Genomic DNA, 18,749 nt, shown 5'->3' on the forward strand with positions numbered 1-18,749 from the left:
CCCGGCCTACCTCTATCGGCCGCCGGGGGCCGCGGCCGGGGACCGCCTCCCCGGCGTGATGTGGATCCACGGGGGTCCCACGTCACAGTTCAACGACACCTTCCAGCAGCACGTTCAGTTCTTCGTCCAGCGGGGATACGTCGTACTCCTGCCCAACATCCGCGGTAGTTCGGGCTACGGAGAAGGATTTCGCCGACGCCAACAACGGCTGCTGGGGGCACTGCGATCTGGAGGATGTCGTGGCGGGCGCCGATTATCTGCGGGCGCTGCCCGAGGTCGACCCGGAGCGGATCGGGATCACCGGGAACGAGCTACGGTGGCGTGATGAGCATGTACGCGGTGGCCTTCGCCCCCGATGTGTTCCGCGCCGCGATCCCCGGTTCCGGCTATGCCGACTGGGTCCACTTCTATCGCGGGGAGAATGAACTCCGGCACGTCAAACTGCTGGATCACGAACTCGGCCCCTTCGAGACGAGCGAGGACGCGTGGCGCCACAGTTCCGCCATCACGAACGTGGCCGACGTGTCCACGCCGATCCTCCTCGTGCACGGCGTCGGCCGCTATCCGGGCTCCGACCAGTCCGAGATCTTCGCGCGGGCGCTGGAGAACTACTACAAGCCGTTCCAGTACAAGACGTACCCGAACGAGAACTACTACGTCTACGGAAAGGCGAACCGCCGCCAGATGCTCCTCGACATGCTCGACTTCTTCGAGCAGTTCCTGAAGTGAAGGTCGCTCCGCGCTTCAGCCGTCTCCTTGCGGCGACTCTCATCCTCGCGGGATGTGAGCGCATCGAGACTGTCCCGGAAGTCGGTGGCGCCCGCCCGGCCGCCGCGGTGGGCCCGGTTGAAGTGGCCATCGAAACGAGCCAGGGCGAGTTCCTGATCGCCGTACACCCCGAGTGGGCACCGCTGGGAGCCGAGCGGTTCCTGACTCTCGTCGAATCCGGCTACTACGACGACGCCCGCTTCCACCGCGTCGTCCCGGATTTCATCGTCCAGTGGGGGCTGGCCGGCGACCCCGGGCTCACCGCCGAGTGGATGAACGCTTACATCCCCGACGATCCCGTCGTCGCCTCCAACATGCGCGGCCGCATCGCCTTCGCCTTCACCGAGCCCGGAACCCGCGCCACCCAGGTGTATATCAACCTTGTGGACAACGTGCGCCTCGACTCGACGGGCTTCGCGCCCTTCGGCGAGGTCGTGAGCGGGATGGAGGTCGTGGATGCGCTCTATTCGGGGTACGGAGAGGACTCCGGCGGCGGCCTGCGGCGAGGCGACCAGAGCCGGATTGTCGCCGAGGGCAACCTCCACCTCGACCTCGAATACCCGCTGCTGGACCGCCTGATGCGGGCTCGCAAACGTTGAACCGGATTCCGAGCTCACCAGATGCCCCCTCCGCAGCCGCTTGCGGATGTTCTCGTGCCCGCGAAGGTGCGTCCGGCGTATGCCGTCGGTGGTGAGCAGGTGGGCGAAAGCGCGCTCCAGCTTCTCGCCGCGGGCCCTCAGAAGACCCTTGCCCCGCTCACCCCGGATCCGGCGCCGGTTCGCGTAGGTCGGCTTCTGCGCGGCCCGGTCCCGCTTCCAGCTCCGCCGCCCGCGGTTCGGCTCGCTCACGTAACCGCGCACGCCCAGGCCGGCCAGGTGCTTCACCGTCGCGTTCGAGTGATAGCCCTTGTCGCATACCACCTCCCGCGCACCGAGACCCAGCCGCTCCAGCTGCCTGCGCGCCTCCTCCAGCGTCTTCGGCAGCGAGCGGCTGTCGCCGCCTGTCGTCGGTTGCACCGTCACCCCGCACACCGCCCCCGAGCTCATCCCATTCGCTGATGCTGGCGCTACGTTATCGAAGACGGACAACCGACCGTCCAAGATGGGATCCTACAGCCGAGGGGAGAGTCGTCGCCATGCCAACTTCGTCAAGGGGCCTTTGCCTCATCGCTGCCTTTTGCGGCGGCGCCGCGTTGCTGTTGCTGCTGGCCGCAACGCCGGCGACTGCCCAGTCGGGGGGAACCATCAGGGGCACGGTCGTGGACGCGTTCGGCAACGCCTTGCCCGGTGTCCGGGTGATGGCGGCCGGTTCCGGCGTGGACGCGGAGGTCGTCACGGATGCCGAAGGCGTCTACGAATTCACCGGTTTGGCGGCCGGAGACCACGTCGTGACCGCCACCCTGTTCGGCTATGCGCCCCGGGAGCTTCGGGTCACCGTCCGCGCGGGTGCCGTCGAAACGGTCCGGATCGTTCTGGAGCTCGCCTTCCGGCTCGATCCGCTCAGCGTGGTGGCGGAGGAGCCCACGGTCTTCGCGCGCAATTTCGTCTCGGAGCCGATGATGAGGCAGCAGTCGAACATCACCGCCGTGACGTCGGTGATCGACAACCTTCCCGGCGTCTCGGTGCAGGAGGGGGACGCGTACGCCTTTGACGACTGGTCGAGCAACGTCGTCATGCGCGGGTTCCAGTCGACCATCAACGACGTGCAGATCGGCACCACCATCGACGGATTCCCCAATGGCACGTCGGACTACTGGAGCGGTGCGAAGGCCAACCGGTTCGTCGACCCGATGAACCTCGGCGGCGTCGAGGTGTCGCAGGGGACCGCCGACATCGCCTCGCGGTCGGTCGAGGCGCTGGGCGGCACGTTCAATTTCCTGACGGCCGACCCGACGGCGGAGCGTATCCACACGGCCTCCGTCACGATCGGCGAGAACGAGGGCCAGCGGTTCGCCGCGCGGGTCGAGACCGGATCGCTGTTCGGCGGCACGACGCGGGCCTGGGTCGCCGCGATCCGGCAGGAGGCGACCGACTGGATGGAGGGCTCCGCAAGGAACGAGCGGGAGCACCTCGCCGCCAAGATCGTGTCTTCGCACGGACCTCTCGATCTCACCGGCTACCTCTCGTACGACGACATCCACGAGGACGTGTACCAAAGGCTCTACGGCGAGGCCGACTTCAGGGCCGACCCGCGCTGGGACCGGCTGGTCGGCCACTGGCCCGGCGTGCCCTACCTGAACCAGTTCTACCGGCCCGGCTGGCAGACCCGGCGCAAGAACACGCTCGCCTATGTGAAGGCCGACTGGTCCGTCACCGAGTTGATCTCCCTGAGCGCGGGCGCATACCGCCACCGCAACTCGGGGCGTGGCGACTGGTTGCCCCCTTACATCGTCGACATGGTGGACGACGGGGATGGACCGGAGTCGGAGCTGGCGGGCCTCGCGCCGGCGCGCGGCGGCAGCCAGCTCGGGGTGATCCGCTTCGTGGACGGCAATGGCGTCGCCGTTGGACCGGTGCCGGGATGCGCGTCGTCCTACATCTTCAACTACTACGGGTCGGGCGGTCCGGAGGTCGACCCGGCATGCCACCCGGGGGCAACCGCGGTTCAGTCGTACCGCCACAGCCACTACGGGAAGAGTCGTCTCGGTGTCAACATCGACGGGGAGTGGTCCGCACCGTTCGGCGGGGGAGGGGGCAGCGCGCTGCGCGCGGGCATCTGGTACGAGGACTCGCGGCGCGACCTCGGCCGGGACTGGCACCGGATGCTGGACCCGGCGCTCAACTTCAAGTGGGACGAGCAGCCCTACTGGCACCAGTACGAGTGGGACTTTCCGCAGGATGTCTTCAAGTGGTACGTGGAGGAGACGCTGTACTTCGGCCCGTTCGAATTGGCCGGCGGCGTCAAGCAGTATCTTGTCTCCGTGTCGCGCGAGGACCAGTTCGGCATCGATCGGGATCTTGGTGTCGATTCCGATTCGGAGCTGCTCTTCTCGGGCGGCGTCACGTACGAGACGCCGGTCGAGGGCCTCGACCTGTTCGCCGGCTACGCCGAGAACTTCAGGGCGATCGGCAGCACGTTGCTCGAGGTGCCGGGACGCAGTTTGGACCTTCTGGAGCCCGAGACCGCGTCGAACATCGATGTCGGAGTTCAATACTCCAGCGAGCGGCTCGCCTTGAGCGCCACCCTGTATTCCATCGATTTTGACAACCGGATCTTCTACCTCGGCCCGCAGACGCCCGCAGGACCCAACTACCTCATCCCCGGAGGAGGGGCCTACTTCAACGCGGGCGGGATCGAGACAAAAGGCGTCGAGTTGGCCGCCACGGTGGCGTTGCCGGGTCGGACATCGCTCTACACCGCTCTCACGCTCAACGACTCGGAGTACCTTGGGACCGACGATCCGCTCGTTGACGCCAGCCAAGGCATTGTGCCCGGCACGGACGTTACGGGCGTGCCGCCTCGGCTGTGGGTCGTGTCCCTCGACCGCACCGGACCCCTGGGTGGCGGGCTGTCCGCGAAATACACGGCATCGCGCCGCGTCAGTCTGACGGCGGACTGGTACACCGACGCCTACTGGGTGGTAGACGCATACGTCAGCTTCAGCGGCGAGGCGTTGAGCGATCTGTTCCGGTCGACGGAGTTCTCGATCGTGGCGAACAACGTACTCGACAACCCCTATCTGTCCGCGATCACCGAGAACGCAGCCTGGCTGGGCGCGCCACGGACGGTATCCATGACCGTGACCGTCTCCTTCTGACGGACAATAAGTTCGCTCGTTTCGCATGAACGGGCGGCACCGGCGAGCCACGGCGAATGCCGGTCCAAAGGGTCCACGGTCCAAGGGTGCCACGGCTCCTCCCAACGAGTGGCCGGTGGTGCTCCGGTGTCCCCGTCCGAAGATCATCCCCTGGCAGACCCGGCTTCGCGAAAATCTCTCGACCTATTTCAACGACCCCGACACCGACGCGCTCGCCTGAGAGGGTCGATCCGGCTCCACGGCACGCGTCGAGGTCACCGCGACGGATCCGGGTGGTTTGTTCACCAGTGCCGTCTCTATGCTGTTCGAGCAGGCACACCATCGAACGGGCGGCCCCCTTGCAGGACCGAGGAGGCCGGTTAGTAGGGGCAGGTCTCCGCCGCCCTCGGGATCGCCTGCGCTGGTTCGCTTACGGGTCTAGATGTCGACGAGAGTCGTCTTCTGAAGTCGGACCAGTTGATCGGCTCCCGTGTTGCCCAGGTGCAGGAGTACGTCAAGTTCGTGGCGCGTGAAGGGCGCGCCCTCCGCCGTCCCCTGTACCTCGACAAAGCGCCCGTCCTCGAGGTAGACGAAGTTGAAGTCGACGTCGGCCGCGGCGTCCTCCACGTACTCCAGGTCGAGCCTCGCCTCACCGTCCACCATGCCGCCGCTGATCGCGGCGACCCACTGGTGGAGCGGGCTGGCCTCGAGGGCGCCCTCCGATACCAGTCGCTGGAACGCCATCTCCAGCGCGACGCAGGCCCCCGTGATCGAGGCGGTGCGGGTACCGCCGTCGGCGACGAGGACGTCGCAGTCCACGGTCACCGTGCGCTCGCCGAGCGCCGCGAGGTCGACGGCCGCCCGCAGAGATCGGCCGATGAGGCGCTGGATCTCCTGAGTACGACCCCGTGCGCCACGGCGCTCCCGACGGGTGCGCTCGGCCGTGGCCCGGGGCAGCATGGCGTACTCTCCCGTGACCCAGCCGCCCCGCCCCTCGCGCCACGGCGGGACGCGCTCCTCGACCGAAGCCGTGCAAAGCACGCGCGTCATCCCCATCGTGATCGTGCACGATCCCTCGGCGAAGGGGGCCGTTCCCGTCTCCAGGGTCGTCGGTCGCAGGGCGTCCAGCGCCCGTCCGTGTGGACGTGCCGGCATGGGGCAGCCTCGGTCGAAAGGTCGAAAGGGAGAAGCGATGAACGTCGAACGCGTTGACAGTACGCCAGCCGCCAGCCCGCTGCGACGGCGGATCCTCGCGATGTGTCCCGTGCTCGCCGGCGTGACTCTGGCCTGCGGGCCGGGCGATGCTCCCGAAGCGGAGGCGGGGTTGCTGGCGACGAGCGTGCTGTTCACCGGGGCGACGGTCATCGACGGGTCCGGAGAAGCGTCGTTCACGGCCGACGTGGCGGTGGAGGGCGACCGGATCACCTTCGTTGGCGACGCCGCGCCCGCGGACTTCGCACTGCGCGACACGATTGCGCTCGACGGCCTCCTGCTGACGCCCGGCTTCATCGACATGCACAGCCACATCACCCTGAACGAAGCGTACGGTCGACCGGCGGTCGAGTTCCTGACGCAGGGGATCACGACCGGCGTCATCGGCGTCGATGGGGCCAGCACAACGGATCTCGCCGCGCTGTACGCCGAGCTGGAGGATCTCGGCGTCGGCAAGAACATCATCTCCTATATCGGCCACGGCTCCGTCCGCGAGGCGGTCATGGGGATGGATGACCGCGCCCCCACCGCCGACGAACTCGACCAGATGAAGGCGCTGGTCCGGAAGGGAATGGAAGACGGCGCCTTCGGGCTCTCATCGGGGCTCTTCTACACGCCCGGCTACTACGCGGAGGCCGACGAAGTCATCGAACTGGGCCGGGCCGCGGCGCAATACCCGATCGGCGGCGAGCACTCCCCGGTCTACGACACGCACGACCGCGATCTCGGTGCTTCCTACCAGGGGGTCGGCTACCACAACTCGATCCGGGAGGCGATCCACATCGGGGCGGAGTCCGGACTCAGGACCATCTTCAGCCACTTCAACGCGCAGGGCGCCCACCTCTACGGACGGGCCGCGGAGGGCGCGGCGATCATCGACTCGGCGCGGGCGGAAGGCCTCGAGGTGGCGGCGGCGCAGCATGTCCACACGTCCACGATGTCGAGCCTGCGCGCCTACACGATCCCGCGCTGGGCGCAGGCCGGCGGCCCGGAGCAGATGGTGCGCCGATTCCAGAACCCCGACACGGCCCGGGTTCTCGACGTGCAGACAATGGAGATGCTGGAGATCCGCGGCGGCCCCGAGAAGATCGTGTTCGCCGACGCGAGGCCCGAATTCAACGGCAAGACGCTGGCCGACGTGGCGGAGGACCGCGGACTGACCGTCCCCGAGGCGGTGCGCGAGATCATGTCCGAGTCGAACCCGTGGGTGATGAACCGGGATCTCTACGACGTGGAGAACACGCGCTACCTCGCCACAATGCCGTGGATGATGACGTGCACGGACGGCGTGACGCCGACGCCGGGGGCGGAGATCGTCCACCCGAGGGTCTACGCCACATTCCCCAAGAAGATCAATGATTTCGTCAACCGGGACGGAGCGATCGGGCTTCCCTTCGCGATCCGCGGAATGACGGGTCTCGCGGCGGACTTCCTCCGCCTGGGCGACCGCGGGTACATCCGGGAGGGGTTGATCGCCGACATTGCCGTCATCGACCTGGACCGCTTCACGGACCGGGCGACGTACGACGACCCGCACCAGTACTCCGAGGGAGTGGTACACGTGCTGGTGAACGGCCGGTTCGCGATTCGGGACGACGAGGTGACCGGCGAGCTTGCCGGCCGCCCCATCCGACGACCCTGATCTCCCCCAATAAGTGCGGTGGCACCGTTGATCGGCGGTTAACCTCAGGGTAGAATCTCTGGCAGAGTTCTACCTTCGGCGGTGCAAGGATGAGCCTCAATATCAAGAACGCGGAAACGTGCCGGTTGGCGGCGGAGTTGGCCCGGCTGACCGGCGAAACCAAGACGGGCGCGATCACGGCCGCGTTGCGCGACCGCCTGCGGGCCGAGAAGCGCCGGCGGAACGCCGATACGCTGGTCCGGGAGTTGCTCGCCATCGGAGAACGCTGCGCGACGCGGCTGGATCCGGGACCGTCCGCGGTCGAACACGGCGATTTTCTCTATGATGCGCACGGACTGCCCAAATGATTGTTGACACATCGGCAATTCTCGCCGTGCTCTTTCGCGAGGCGGACGCGCCACGCTACGCGAGGAAGATCGCGGAGACCTCACGCTGCCGACTGTCGGTCGCCAACCTGTTGGAAGCGTCAATCGTCATCGGAGTTCGTGCCCGCGCGGCGGATACGGAACTGGACCTCTTCGTCGAACGAGCGGAAATCGAACTGGTTCCCGTCTCGCTCGAACATGCCTCCGCAGCCCGTGATGCCTGGCGTCGCTTCGGCAAGGGGCGTCATCCGGCAGCGTTGAACTTCGGCGATTGTTTCGCGTACGGACTCGCGCGTGTTGCCGGCGAGCCGCTGTTGTTCAAGGGCGAGGACTTTGCCCTAACCGACATCGAGGCGGCATGACTCGCCCCCGCACACCACGGTGCCTCGTGCCGGCGTTCGCACTTGCCCTCGCTCCTGCGGCGGTGACCGCCCAGACGGGACTCGTCATCGAGGACGGGCAGGCGCAGATCGTCCCGGCCTTCGCGGATTCGTCCAGCTGGATCCGCCACGAGTTGTGGGTCGAGACCGAGTTCGACTCCGACGGCGACGGCCGGCCCGACCGGGTGCACGCGGATGTCACGCGCCCGGCACAGACCGATGACGAAGGGCTGAAGGCGCCGGTGATCTACGAGACCAGTCCCTACTACTCGGGTGTCGCCGGTGTCGACTTCCGGCACTTCTGGAATATCCGCCAGGAGGTAGGGGGCGAGCCCCGGGCGCGCGACCCCTTCCCCCCCACGATTGCCCACGTCCCCAGCCAGCCGAGGATCTCCAACTCGCATGTTGCGACCTGGGTGCCCAGAGGTTTCGCCGTGGTCCACTCGCAGTCCCCGGGGACGGGCCAGTCGCAGGGGTGTCCGACGGTGGGCGGCGCGAACGAGTCGCTGGCGCCCAAGGCCGTGATCGATTGGCTCAACGGACGGGCGCGCGGCTTCACGAGCGTGGACGGGGACGAAGAGGTGCGAGCCGACTGGGCGACGGGAGGAGTCGGAATGACGGGAACCTCCTACAACGGCACGCTCCCTCTGGCCGCCGCGACCACCGGCGTGGAGGGGCTCGAGGCGATCGTTCCGGTCGCCCCCAACACGTCCTACTACCACTACTACCGCTCCAACGGGCTCGTGAGGTCGCCGGGAGGATATCCGGGCGAGGACATCGATGTGCTGTTCGACTTCATCTTCAGCGGCTTCCCCGACGTGCGCGACTACTGCCTGACCACCGTGCGTGACGAGATGACGGCGAACCTGGACCGCATGACCGGCGACTACAGCGATTTCTGGGCGAGCCGGGACTACCTGAACCACATCGGCGGCGTACACGCGGCCACCCTGATGAGCCATGCCTTCAACGACTGGAACGTCATGCCCGAGCACAGCTACCGCATCTCGATGGCGCTACGAGAGCGGGGCGTGCCGCTGCAGATCTTCTATCACCAGGGAGGGCACGGCGGTCCACCGCCACTGGAAGTCGTGAATCGGTGGTTCACGCGCTACGTGGTCGGAGTCGAGAACGGCGTGGAAGACGACCCGGGGGCGTGGATCGTCCGAGAGGGAGACGACCCCCAGCAGCCCACGCCCTACCCGAGCTATCCTCACCCCGAAGCCGAGTCCGTGGCGCTCCATCCGGGAGGCGACGGGCAGTGGACGGGTGCCCTCTCGCTCGAGGGTCCGGTCGATGGCCGCGGCGCGGCCGCGGGAAGCGGAACGATCATCGACAACTTCTCGTTTACGGGCGACCAGTTCGCCGCGGCCGAATGGTCGAACCACCGCCTGCTCTACGCGACGCCGGAACTCAGCGAGGACGTGCATCTTTCGGGCGTGGCGACCGTCCGCGTGCGTGTATCGACCGACGCACCGACGGCAAATCTCTCCGTATGGCTGGTCTCCCTGCCCTGGACCGAAAGCGACGATCTCAACGACAACGTCATCACGAGAGGTTGGGCCGACCCGGCCAACGCGGGCGCCGGGGAGATCGCCTCGCCTCGCAGCGGCACACCGCTGGAGCCGGGAGACTTCGTTGAACTGGAGTTCGATCTTCAACCCGACGATCAGGTCATCCCCGCCGGGGCCCGCATCGGCCTCATGATCTTCTCCAGCGACAAGTCGTTCACCCTTCACCCCGACCCCGGCACGACCCTGAACGTCGATCTGGACGAAACCCGCATCGAGCTGCCCGTTGTCGGGGGGAGCGCGGCCCTTCGCCGCGCACTCAGGGCGCCCGCCAGGCCGGCCCAATCTACACCGCCTCCGGACATCTGACACGACGGATCCAGGGCTCGGGCGGCGGCTGGCCGGTGTCAGCGGACGAAATCGAGACATCGAAGGCCGCACGGCTTGCCCGCGTGCCCTCGGACGCATCGGACTGGTGGGTCCGATCCGTTGAAGAGGCCCCCTACTAAGAAGACGCATCCGGCGTTCCACGCGGCGGTGCCGGGTCCCGATGAGTTGGTCTGGATCGGGCTCGCGACCCGCCCCGGCGAGGAGACGAGAAGGTGGCTCGTCATCGCGCCCGACGGATAACCGCGGGGACAGCTGAATCTCCCCGCTGAGGCGAGTGAGCTGGCCGTCGATGCCGATCGCTTCGTTGTGCTCCAGCGTGACGCGCTGGACGAGGAGGAAGTCCGGTTCTACCGCTATCGGTAAAGCCGTTAGCCATCATTCAGGATTTCCCAGTGTCCCTTCTTGGTCGCGCCCACATGGCGGATGCGACCGGCATTTCTGAGCTTGTCGAGGTGGTACTTGACACCGTCGGCGGTGATTCCGATGCGGGTCGCCAAGGCCCTGCGAGTTAGCCCAGGGTCCTCACGCAGCAGAGCGAGTATTCGTTCCTGGGTGGTTTCTTGGGTAGTGCCTCGGTCTTCTTGGGTAGTTTCTTGGGTACTACCCGACAACGGCGCGCCGTCAGGTCCTGCCCCGCCCCGCTCGATTCTCGTCACGAAGCCGCCGTTGGCGTCGAACTCCGGCTCCGCCAATCCCGCGTCTACGCAGCGCCGGATCATGTCCACGGTACCGGTTCCCATTCGCTCGATGTACCGGAGCAGGTACATGGACTCCGCGAGCAGTGGGTTGCCGGGTAGCGACGGGTGCGCCACGCGCAGCTTCTCCACCGTGAGTGGCGGCTGCAGCCGACCGGAATTCATGACCTCCAGCCGGTCTGCGAACAGCATGACCTGAACGCTGCTGTTGTCCGTGTAGTCCCGGTGAGCCACCGCGTTGACAATCGCCTCGGTTACGACCTCTTTCGGAATCTCGTACGCCACCGGGGCCTGTATGCTCTCCGCCCTGGTGCCCACCGAGAGCGCGATCTTGCTCAGGACGAAGTCCACAGCCTGAACCCGGTGACCTCCTGCCATCTCGAAGAACCGCTCGTCTCCAACATAACCCCGAGTCGCTTCCGGTATCGGTGCGGTCGGGGTCCGACTAGCGACGGCCGAAGACAACCAACGGCCGGGATCACGCCTCTATAGGGTGGCACCGCCGTCTGCGGACACCGGTCGCCATCGCAGGGGACTCAACCGGGGACGGTCACGATGAACGCTTGCCGCGGCATTCTTTCCGTCGGACTCCTGTGCGCCGTCGTCGCGTGCACCGGTCCTCGCTCCCCGGCGGACCGGCCGGACGATGCGGCCCGGAGTGCCGTCCTGGTCTCCGACTCGGCGGGCGTGATGAACATCTCTCTCGGCAACGTGGAGGAACTCTCCGTCGCCGGCCTGGCGGTGGACCTGGTGTTCTCCACGAAGGAGCGCGGGATCGAACTGTTCTACGTCGGGGACGCGATCCTCCTCGGCGATGGCGGCGTGGCGCTGGCGAATACGGGCGCGAGCGAGGTGCTGCTCTTCTCCGGCGACGGCTCGCTGGCGACCACGGTGGGAGGGCAGGGCGAGGGGCCGGGCGAGTTCAGCGCCATCACCACCCTGATCGGGACGCCCGAGGGGTTTGTGGCCTATGACGCGCGGTTGGCGCGCCTCACCGAGTTCTCCGCGAGCGGTGAATTCCTCGACTCGTGGCCCCTGTCCGCGCAGAGCGCCATCGTCGATCTGAGACCCCTCGCGATAGCCGCCGATGGGAGCATGCTGGCGATCCTGGGCGAGCAGCGATTCTTCATGCCCGAGGGAACCAAACGCGATACCACGCCGCTGCTCGCGTTCGCGGATCCCGGGACCGAGCCCGACACGCTCGCCATGCTCCCCGCGAAGGAATGGAGCTATGGGGAGGTCCCCGGCGGAGGCCTGACCCGCAGAGAGCCGGGGTTCGGGCGGGACATCGTCGCTGGCGGCTTCCGGGATCGAGCCATACTCGGCGATACGGACCTCTTCGAGTTGTCCATCCATACTGCCGGGGGGGATCTGACGCGTCGCATTCGCGGCTCGGGCGGTGGCTGGCCGGTCACGGCGGACGAGATCGAGACATCGAGGGCGGCACGACTCGCCCTGCGCGGCTCGGACGCACCTGACTGGTATGCGCAGATGGTCGAGAACGCCCCCTTCAGGGAGACGCACCCGGCCCTCCACTCCGGGGTACTGGGTCCCGACGAGCTCGTCTGGATCGGGCTCGCGACGCGCCCGGCCGAGGAGACGAGAGACTGGCTCGTCATCGGACCCGACGGACAACCGCGGGGACGGCTGAATCTCCCCGCCGACGCCAGCGTGCTTGCCGTCGATGCCGACCGTTTCGTCGTGCTCCAGAGCGACGCGCTGGACGAGGAGGAAGTCCGGCTCTACCGCTACTAGCAGGGTCGCCAGCCGCCAGCGTTCCACCCCCCGGTTCTCGGCGCCCCGTGGCACTTCAGCCTGAAACCATCCACAATTGCATGCGTACGGCTGCTTCGGTATGCCTCCGCTGGCATATCCGAAGCGTGACACCCCCGTGAACCGACGAGGCCGCGCGGCCAGGCATGAAGAACCCGTCCATTCTGCTCATCGGACTGCTCGTAGCGGTCCAGGCGTGCGCCAGCGCGGGCCGCGGCCCAGCCGACACAGCCGTGCGGCCGGACGCGGCGCGGGTAGCCGAACTCGAGGACATCTACCGGGCGCGGGCCGAGGCCGGCCTCCGTGGCGCGAACGAGGCCGACATCCGCTTCATGACCCACATGATCCCGCACCACGCGCAGGCGCTGGTCATGGCGGGGTTCGCTCCCGCCAACGACGCCAGCCCGCCAATCCGGACGCTGTGTGCGCGAATCATCAACGCGCAGACGGATGAGATCGCCATCATGAGCCGCTGGCTGTCCGACCGCGGCCTCCCGTTGCCGGACGAGCCGATGCTCATGCCCGGAATGTTGACGCCGGAGCAACTCGCGGAACTCGAAGCCGCACGCGGCGCCGACTTCGACCGGCTCTTCCTCGTATACATGATCCAGCACCACAAGGGCGCCGTCACCATGGTGCGCGACCTGTTCGCCACGGACGGCGCGGCGCAGGACGACTTCGTCTTCAAACTGGCCTCCGACATCCACGTCGATCAGGCCACCGAGATCGCCCGCATGGAGTTGATGCTCGAGGCGCTCGCCGCGCCGGAGCCGGGCGGCTGATTCCTGAAGTTCACTCAAATCGAAGGATCCGAAATGAGCGCTGTGATGAAAGTACCCGACCGCATCCGAACCTCCGCGCGCCTCGCGGCATTCGTCGCGTGCGTGGCGGCGGTGGGCGGACTGACGGCATGTGCCTACCGGTCGGCGGAGTCCGGCATGGGCGCCGCTCCCGCCGACCCGAGCCCCATCCTCGTCGGTCTGCGCGCGAATCCGCCTACGCCCGATCCGCGAGTCGGCCTCGCGCCCGGCCTCTTCGATGCGGGTGAAGCGGCCTGGAATCTCAGGCTGGTGTCGGCCACGCCGCCGACGGAGCCGTTTGTCGGCAAGACGAACTCCGACCTCGCCTTCACCGGCCCGTACGCGATTCAGGGCAACTACGACGGCATCCAGATCTGGGACATCTCCGACCCGGCGAATCCGGTCTCTGTCGTGACGTACGTGTGTCCGGCCTCCCAGAGCGACGTCTCCGTATACGAGCACCTGCTCTTCGTGTCCGGGGAAGGCTTCGGCGGACGGCTGGACTGCGGTGAGCAGGGAGTCCAGGAGGAGGTGAGTCACGACCGGCTGCGCGGGATCCGCATCTTCGACATCTCCGACATCACCGCACCGGAGTACGTCGCCAACGTTCAGACGTGCCGCGGCTCGCACACTCATACGGTGCTGGAGCACCCCGGTGACGACGAGAACGTCTACATCTACGTGTCGGGTTCCGCCCCGGTGCGCCCGGCAGAAGAACTCTCTGGCTGCTCCGGTGCCCCGCCGAGTGAAGATCCGAATTCAGCGCTCTTCCGCATCGAGGTCATTCGGGTACCTCTGGCCGATCCGGCGAGCGCCGCGGTGGTCAGTTCGCCCCGCATTTTCGAAGATCTCGTCGCGCCGCCGCAGCACGGCCCCGCGCCCGAAGACCGCGCCCAGATGGATGACGCTCGCGCACAGGGCGCCATGGTCGTCGAGGTCATGGGCCAGCAGATGGCCCTTCCACCCCAGTTCGTCAGCGTGATGCTTGATTCCATGGTGGTTCTGCGCGGCGGAGAAGGTCCGCCGATGGCCCAGGACACCGCGGCGCTACACGAGTTCGTGAACAACATGATCGCCGAGCAGATGGGGGGCATCGATCCGAACGCCGGTCCGACGCAGTGCCACGACATCACCGTCTATCCGGCCATCGGCCTCGCCGGCGGGGCGTGTGGGGGGTACGGCCTGCTCATCGACATCAGCGATCCCGAGAACCCGCGACGGGTCGCCGCCGTGGCCGACTCCAACTTCTCCTACTGGCACTCGGCCACCTTCAACAACGACGGCAGCGCCATCCTGTTCACGGACGAATGGGGCGGTGGAGGCTCGCCGAAGTGCCGGGCGACGGACCCGATGGAGTGGGGCGCCAACGCGATCTTCACCATCGAGGGCACCGAGATGGACTTCCAAAGCTATTTCAAGATACCCGCCCCGCAGACGCCGGAGGAGAACTGCGTGGCCCACAACGGGTCGCTGATCCCGATCCCCGGCCGCGACATCATGATTCAGGGGTGGTATCAGGGCGGGATCTCGCTCATCGACTGGACCGACCCCGCGAACCCGGTCGAGGTCGCCTACTTCGACCGTGGTCCCGTGAACCCCGACCGGATGCAGATGGGCGGCAGCTGGTCCGTGTACTGGTACAACGGGGTCATCGTCAATTCCGAGATCGCGCGCGGCCTCGACATCTTCGAGTTGACCCCGAGCGAGGTGATGACGCAGAACGAGATCGACGCGGCCAACTCCGTCCAGCTCACGCATCTCAACTCCCAGGGCCAGCCCATCTTCGAATGGCCCGCGACGTTCGCGCTGGCCCACGCCTATCTGGACCAGTTGGAGCGGCACCGCGGGCTCTCCGCCGCGAGAATCGGCTCGATTCGGGACGAGTTGGCCGGAGCCGGGGAGATGACGGGGTCCTCGCGCAGTGGCGCGCTCCGTTCGTTGGCCGACGCCGTGAGCCGTGACGCCGCCGGATCGGGCGACGCCGCGAAGGTCCGCATGCTGGCCGACGCGGTCCGGGCCCTCGCGGACGCCGGCATGTAGGACCGCGTGCCCACGTTGATCGAAGCCCCGGCCGTCATCGAGGCGGCCGGGAACAAACCCAAGCGGATCGAAGAGTACGCGGGCCGGGTCCGGTCGGGGCACGACGGCGTCAGCGTGGCGCGGATGGTATCGCCGTCCGGCTGGGTCGAGCCGGGTCAGCGTCCCGAGTTCGAGGAGATCACCGTCGTCCTGCGGGGGGCGCTACGCGTCGAGCACGAGGGCGGCGTCATGCACGTCGAGGCGGGGCAGGCGGTCGTGACCCCCGCCGGTGAATGGGTTCGCTACAGCACGCCCGGTCCAGAGGGGGCCGAATACGTTGCCGTCTGCCTCCCCGCTTTCTCACCCGACACCGTCCACCGCGACGCAGAGTAGCCCACTAGGCAACAGCCCAATCCGCGTGCGTCCAAAGGGGAGGCTCCGACAGCCCTCGCTACCAAGTCTTTATGATCTCGTGAACCTGATCGAGGCGGCCTCCGCATTCGGTAAGCCAGTTGGGAGGAGCCTCACGGTAGAAGGACAACCAAAAGGTGTCCGTTCCACTAGCTCGCATGCTGTGGTGTTTTTCCGATGACGTGTTCGTGCAGGAGAGTCTTCGAAATAGCCCAGCATTGGGCATCGAACGGCGAGATGCCAAGACAAATGGCGTAGTCATAGTTCTGGTCACGCAGTTGCTGGAACTTGAAAAACCCCAGATTTCCATAGCGTAGAAAACTTGATTTCTACTCGCTTGCCAACGATGATCCGATCTGCTTCGGAGTCCCCGCTTGCAGTTACGTCGAATCCCTTCGTTGTACACCACTCCGCCACCAGTTGCTCACCGATCTTCCCCACCTGCCGTGAAGGTCGTGACTTGATCCACTGGAACGGGCTACCCGCCCACGGGTCGCCCTCTTCTTGGTTTAGATAGTCCTTCTCGAGGTCACGAGCGATAGACATCAGTGACTGGACCTCTCCGTCCCTTGTGTTTTTCCGCGAACCGATCATCAGTCGCGTTCCCCTCCGAACAGCTGCTGCTGAGCGTCAGCGTTCTGGAAGCCAGAGGGATCGAACCCTTCCCAGTGCACCCCGGACACTTGCTCGAATCGTTTCGCCATCACTTCTAGGGCTTCGGGGTTGTTGTCCACCAAGATGAAATCTCGTCCCAACTCATGAGCGGCCGCTCCCGTCGTCCCACTCCCCGCAAAGAAATCTAGGACGATGTCGCCGGGTCGTGAGGACGCCGTGACAATACGTCGCAGGATCCCCAACGGTTTCTGGGTCGGGTAGCCCGTTCGCTCGGCGCCATTCGTAGGGACGATCGTGTGCCACCAGGTGTCGGTCGGCAACTTCCCACGTGCGGCCTTATCGGGTCCGACCAAGCCGGGCGCCATGTAGGGGATTCTCTCGATCTGGTCTATGTTGAAGATGTAGTTGGACAAGTCCTTCACGTAGAATAGAATGTTGTCGTGCTTGGCGGGCCATCTGGTCTTGGGGCGTGCCCCGTAGTCGTACGCCCATATGATCTCGTTCAGGAAGTTCTCGGGCCCAAACAGACTATCGAGCAAGAGTCGACAATGATGTACCTCTCGGTAGTCCACGTGAAAGTATAGCGATCCGTGGGAAGCCAGGATCCGGTAAGCTTCGACGAGCCGAGGTTCCAAGAAACCGATGTAGTCGTCGAACTGGTCGCGGAAGCGCCGCGTACCGAGGACGGTAGTTTCGTAGCGGCGCCCTTGGAATCCCGTCCGATCGCCATTTGCGGCACGATGGGTCTGGATGCGCGTGCGGCGCTGGGTCTTGCCAGTGTTGAACGGCGGGTCGATGTAGATGAGATCGGCGTGGCCGTCGGGCAGATCCGACAGCACGTGCAGGTTGTCTCCAAGGATGATACGTGGCATCGCCGCTCCTGAGCTGGGTAGCGTCTCGGAGGATTCAAGGCTGCTGCTACGCCTTGGGCCTCTGCCCGAAAGGTAGGGGCGGGGCACTAGCCATCCAAGCCGGGTCCGAGAAAGAGGCGTAGCGCCGCACAGGGCAGCCGGGCTGCCGCCGCCCCATTGCCCGTTCGGCGTTGGGACACCACGATCAACCCCCGATGGACCGATCACTCGACCGGCGAGCGGACCGCCTGAAGGTCTGACCGCCCCAGATCAACGGCGCCGCGCGCGACGGCGCCGCACCGGAGACGCCCATGGAATACGATCCCTCCCTCCCCTGGTACCGGCGACTTCACTGGCAAGTTCTCGCCGCCATGGGCCTGGGCGCCGCCACGGGCGCGATCTTCGGGGCGCCGGCAGCCGAAGCGCTCGGCTGGATCGGCGACCTGTTCATGAAGCTGCTCCGCATGATCATCGTGCCGCTCGTTCTCACCTCCATCGTGTCGGGGGTGGCGTCCGTCGGCGGGGGGAAGGCGATCGGTCGCCTGTTCAGCAAGACGATGGCTTACTACGTGGTGTCCAGCTTCCTGGCCGCCATGACCGGGCTCCTGATGGTGAACCTCATCCGGCCCGGGCGGAACGCGGACATGGGCGCCGCGGCACAGAGCGAGATACCCGAGATCAATACGCCGGACTCTCCGACCGAACTCCTGCTCGACATCGTACCGAACAACTTCATCGAAGCCGCGGGCGCTGGCGACATGCTGGCGATCATCTTCTTCTGCATCGTCTTCGGCGCCGCGATCACAACGCTTCCGGAGAAGCCCCGCACCATCGTCACCGACATCTTCAACTCCTTCTTCCAGGCGATGATGGCGCTCACGTCGGGGATCATAAAGTTCCTCCCCATCGGGGTCTTCGCCCTCATCGTCGCCATGGTGGGAGAAACGGGCTTTGATCGCTTTGCCGCGCTTGCGAAGTACTTCGCCACGATCGGATCGGGTCTCACGATCCATCTCTTCATCACCCTGCCGCTGCTCCTGTTCGTGGTCGGCCGGATCAAGCCGCTGGTCCACTTCGCGAACATGCGCGAGCCGCTCCTGACGGCGTTCTCGACGAGTTCGTCGGGCGCGACGCTCCCGGTGACGATCAAGACGCTGCGGGAGAAGGTCGGCGTCTCGAACAAGGTCTCCTCGTTCGTGCTGCCGATGGGGGCCACGGTGAACATGGACGGCACGGCGATCTTCGAGTGCGCCGGTGCCCTCTTCATCACGCAGGTGCTCGGGATCGACCTCAGCATCGGCCAGCAGGCGATCGTCGTTCTGACCGCGCTCCTCGCCTCGATCGGCGCCGCGGCGGTGCCCTCGGCCGGGGTCGTGGTGATCTTCATCGTGCTCAACGCGATCGGCCTCGGAAGCAATCCGGAGGCGATCATGATCGTGGGCGCGATGCTCGCGATCGACCGACCGCTCGACATGTACCGCACGGCCGTCAACGTGTTCAGCGACTCGTGCGGCGCCGCGATCATCGCCCGCTCCGAGGGTGAGGAGGGTGTGGATACGGAGGTCCGCCACTGACGGCGGT

The 18,749-nt window shown here is 66.3% G+C and carries 16 protein-coding genes and 2 pseudogenes; 14 read left to right on the top strand and 4 right to left on the bottom strand.

The features are described 5' to 3' along the window. Nucleotides 1–58 precede the first annotated feature (58 nt). The 4 genes and pseudogenes from ACN9M6_RS09425 to ACN9M6_RS09440 form a co-directional block, all read left to right on the top strand. A pseudogene (locus ACN9M6_RS09425) lies at nt 59–169 on the top strand (alpha/beta hydrolase family protein); the annotation flags it as partial. Between the two features lie 58 nt (nt 170–227). Then, entirely contained in the window at nt 228–425 is a 198-nt protein-coding gene (locus ACN9M6_RS09430) for an alpha/beta hydrolase family protein (RefSeq protein ID WP_419163735.1), read from the top strand. Continuing rightward, nucleotides 331–729 (top strand): alpha/beta hydrolase family protein, encoded by a 399-nt coding sequence (locus tag ACN9M6_RS09435; protein ID WP_419163736.1) that lies wholly within the window; start codon nt 331–333, stop codon nt 727–729. The genes ACN9M6_RS09430 and ACN9M6_RS09435 overlap by 95 nt, the downstream gene beginning before the upstream one ends. Next, nucleotides 726–1,367 (top strand): peptidylprolyl isomerase, encoded by a 642-nt coding sequence (locus tag ACN9M6_RS09440; protein WP_419162677.1) that lies wholly within the window; start codon nt 726–728, stop codon nt 1,365–1,367. The genes ACN9M6_RS09435 and ACN9M6_RS09440 overlap by 4 nt, the downstream gene beginning before the upstream one ends. Nucleotides 1,368–1,412: 45 nt before the next feature. On the opposite strand, the pseudogene ACN9M6_RS09445 reads toward ACN9M6_RS09440, so the two are convergent. Continuing rightward, nucleotides 1,413–1,814 (bottom strand): annotated as a pseudogene (locus tag ACN9M6_RS09445) (transposase); the annotation flags it as partial. Nucleotides 1,815–1,903: 89 nt separating this feature from the next. Here ACN9M6_RS09445 and ACN9M6_RS09450 point away from each other — a divergent pair. Continuing rightward, nucleotides 1,904–4,525, top strand: coding sequence for a TonB-dependent receptor (locus ACN9M6_RS09450; RefSeq protein ID WP_419162678.1), 2,622 nt, complete (start codon nt 1,904–1,906; stop codon nt 4,523–4,525). A gap of 417 nt (nt 4,526–4,942) precedes the next feature. Here ACN9M6_RS09450 and rph read toward each other — a convergent pair whose 3' ends face one another. Further along, on the bottom strand, nt 4,943–5,659 hold the full coding sequence (gene rph, locus ACN9M6_RS09455) for a ribonuclease PH (RefSeq protein ID WP_419162679.1): 717 nt from the start codon (nt 5,657–5,659) through the stop codon (nt 4,943–4,945). Between the two features lie 37 nt (nt 5,660–5,696). Here rph and ACN9M6_RS09460 point away from each other — a divergent pair, with 37 nt between their 5' ends. From ACN9M6_RS09460 to ACN9M6_RS09475, 4 genes are all read left to right on the top strand, one after another. Then, complete coding sequence (locus tag ACN9M6_RS09460; RefSeq protein WP_419162680.1) at nt 5,697–7,358, top strand: N-acyl-D-amino-acid deacylase family protein; 1,662 nt, start codon at nt 5,697–5,699, stop codon at nt 7,356–7,358. A gap of 89 nt (nt 7,359–7,447) precedes the next feature. Continuing rightward, on the top strand, nt 7,448–7,705 hold the full coding sequence (locus ACN9M6_RS09465) for a type II toxin-antitoxin system VapB family antitoxin (protein WP_419162681.1): 258 nt from the start codon (nt 7,448–7,450) through the stop codon (nt 7,703–7,705). Further along, nucleotides 7,702–8,085 (top strand): type II toxin-antitoxin system VapC family toxin, encoded by a 384-nt coding sequence (locus tag ACN9M6_RS09470; protein ID WP_419162682.1) that lies wholly within the window; start codon nt 7,702–7,704, stop codon nt 8,083–8,085. Before ACN9M6_RS09465 ends, ACN9M6_RS09470 begins: the two co-directional genes overlap by 4 nt. Then, on the top strand, nt 8,082–9,983 hold the full coding sequence (locus ACN9M6_RS09475; protein ID WP_419162683.1) for a Xaa-Pro dipeptidyl-peptidase: 1,902 nt from the start codon (nt 8,082–8,084) through the stop codon (nt 9,981–9,983). Before ACN9M6_RS09470 ends, ACN9M6_RS09475 begins: the two co-directional genes overlap by 4 nt. Before the next feature lie 389 nt (nt 9,984–10,372). Here the strand turns inward: ACN9M6_RS09475 and ACN9M6_RS09480 are convergent, their stop codons facing one another. Beyond that, entirely contained in the window at nt 10,373–11,077 is a 705-nt protein-coding gene (locus ACN9M6_RS09480; RefSeq protein WP_419162684.1) for an ATP-binding protein, read from the bottom strand. Between the two features lie 177 nt (nt 11,078–11,254). Here ACN9M6_RS09480 and ACN9M6_RS09485 point away from each other — a divergent pair, with 177 nt between their 5' ends. The 4 genes from ACN9M6_RS09485 to ACN9M6_RS09500 all read left to right on the top strand — a co-directional run bounded on the left by ACN9M6_RS09485 (nt 11,255) and on the right by ACN9M6_RS09500 (nt 15,684). After that, nucleotides 11,255–12,454 (top strand): hypothetical protein, encoded by a 1,200-nt coding sequence (locus ACN9M6_RS09485; RefSeq protein WP_419162685.1) that lies wholly within the window; start codon nt 11,255–11,257, stop codon nt 12,452–12,454. Nucleotides 12,455–12,618: 164 nt separating this feature from the next. Then, a complete protein-coding gene (locus ACN9M6_RS09490) occupies nt 12,619–13,254 on the top strand; it encodes a DUF305 domain-containing protein (protein ID WP_419162686.1) in 636 nt (211 codons plus the stop codon). Between the two features lie 45 nt (nt 13,255–13,299). Further along, nucleotides 13,300–15,312: an LVIVD repeat-containing protein gene (locus ACN9M6_RS09495; RefSeq protein WP_419162687.1), complete on the top strand. Its 2,013-nt coding sequence runs from the start codon at nt 13,300–13,302 to the stop codon at nt 15,310–15,312. Between the two features lie 6 nt (nt 15,313–15,318). Next, nucleotides 15,319–15,684 (top strand): cupin domain-containing protein, encoded by a 366-nt coding sequence (locus ACN9M6_RS09500; RefSeq protein WP_419162688.1) that lies wholly within the window; start codon nt 15,319–15,321, stop codon nt 15,682–15,684. 611 nt (nt 15,685–16,295) lie between these two features. Here ACN9M6_RS09500 and ACN9M6_RS09505 read toward each other — a convergent pair. After that, nucleotides 16,296–17,189 carry a DNA-methyltransferase gene (locus ACN9M6_RS09505; RefSeq protein ID WP_419162689.1) on the bottom strand — a complete coding sequence of 298 codons (894 nt, stop codon included), beginning with the start codon at nt 17,187–17,189 and terminating at the stop codon, nt 16,296–16,298. A gap of 290 nt (nt 17,190–17,479) precedes the next feature. Between ACN9M6_RS09505 and ACN9M6_RS09510 the strand changes: the two genes are divergently transcribed. Next, nucleotides 17,480–18,742 (top strand): dicarboxylate/amino acid:cation symporter, encoded by a 1,263-nt coding sequence (locus tag ACN9M6_RS09510; protein ID WP_419162690.1) that lies wholly within the window; start codon nt 17,480–17,482, stop codon nt 18,740–18,742. The last annotated feature ends 7 nt before the right edge of the window (nt 18,743–18,749 follow it).

The organism is Candidatus Palauibacter sp., assembly GCF_965197445.1.
Lineage (GTDB): Bacteria > Gemmatimonadota > Gemmatimonadetes > Palauibacterales > Palauibacteraceae > Palauibacter.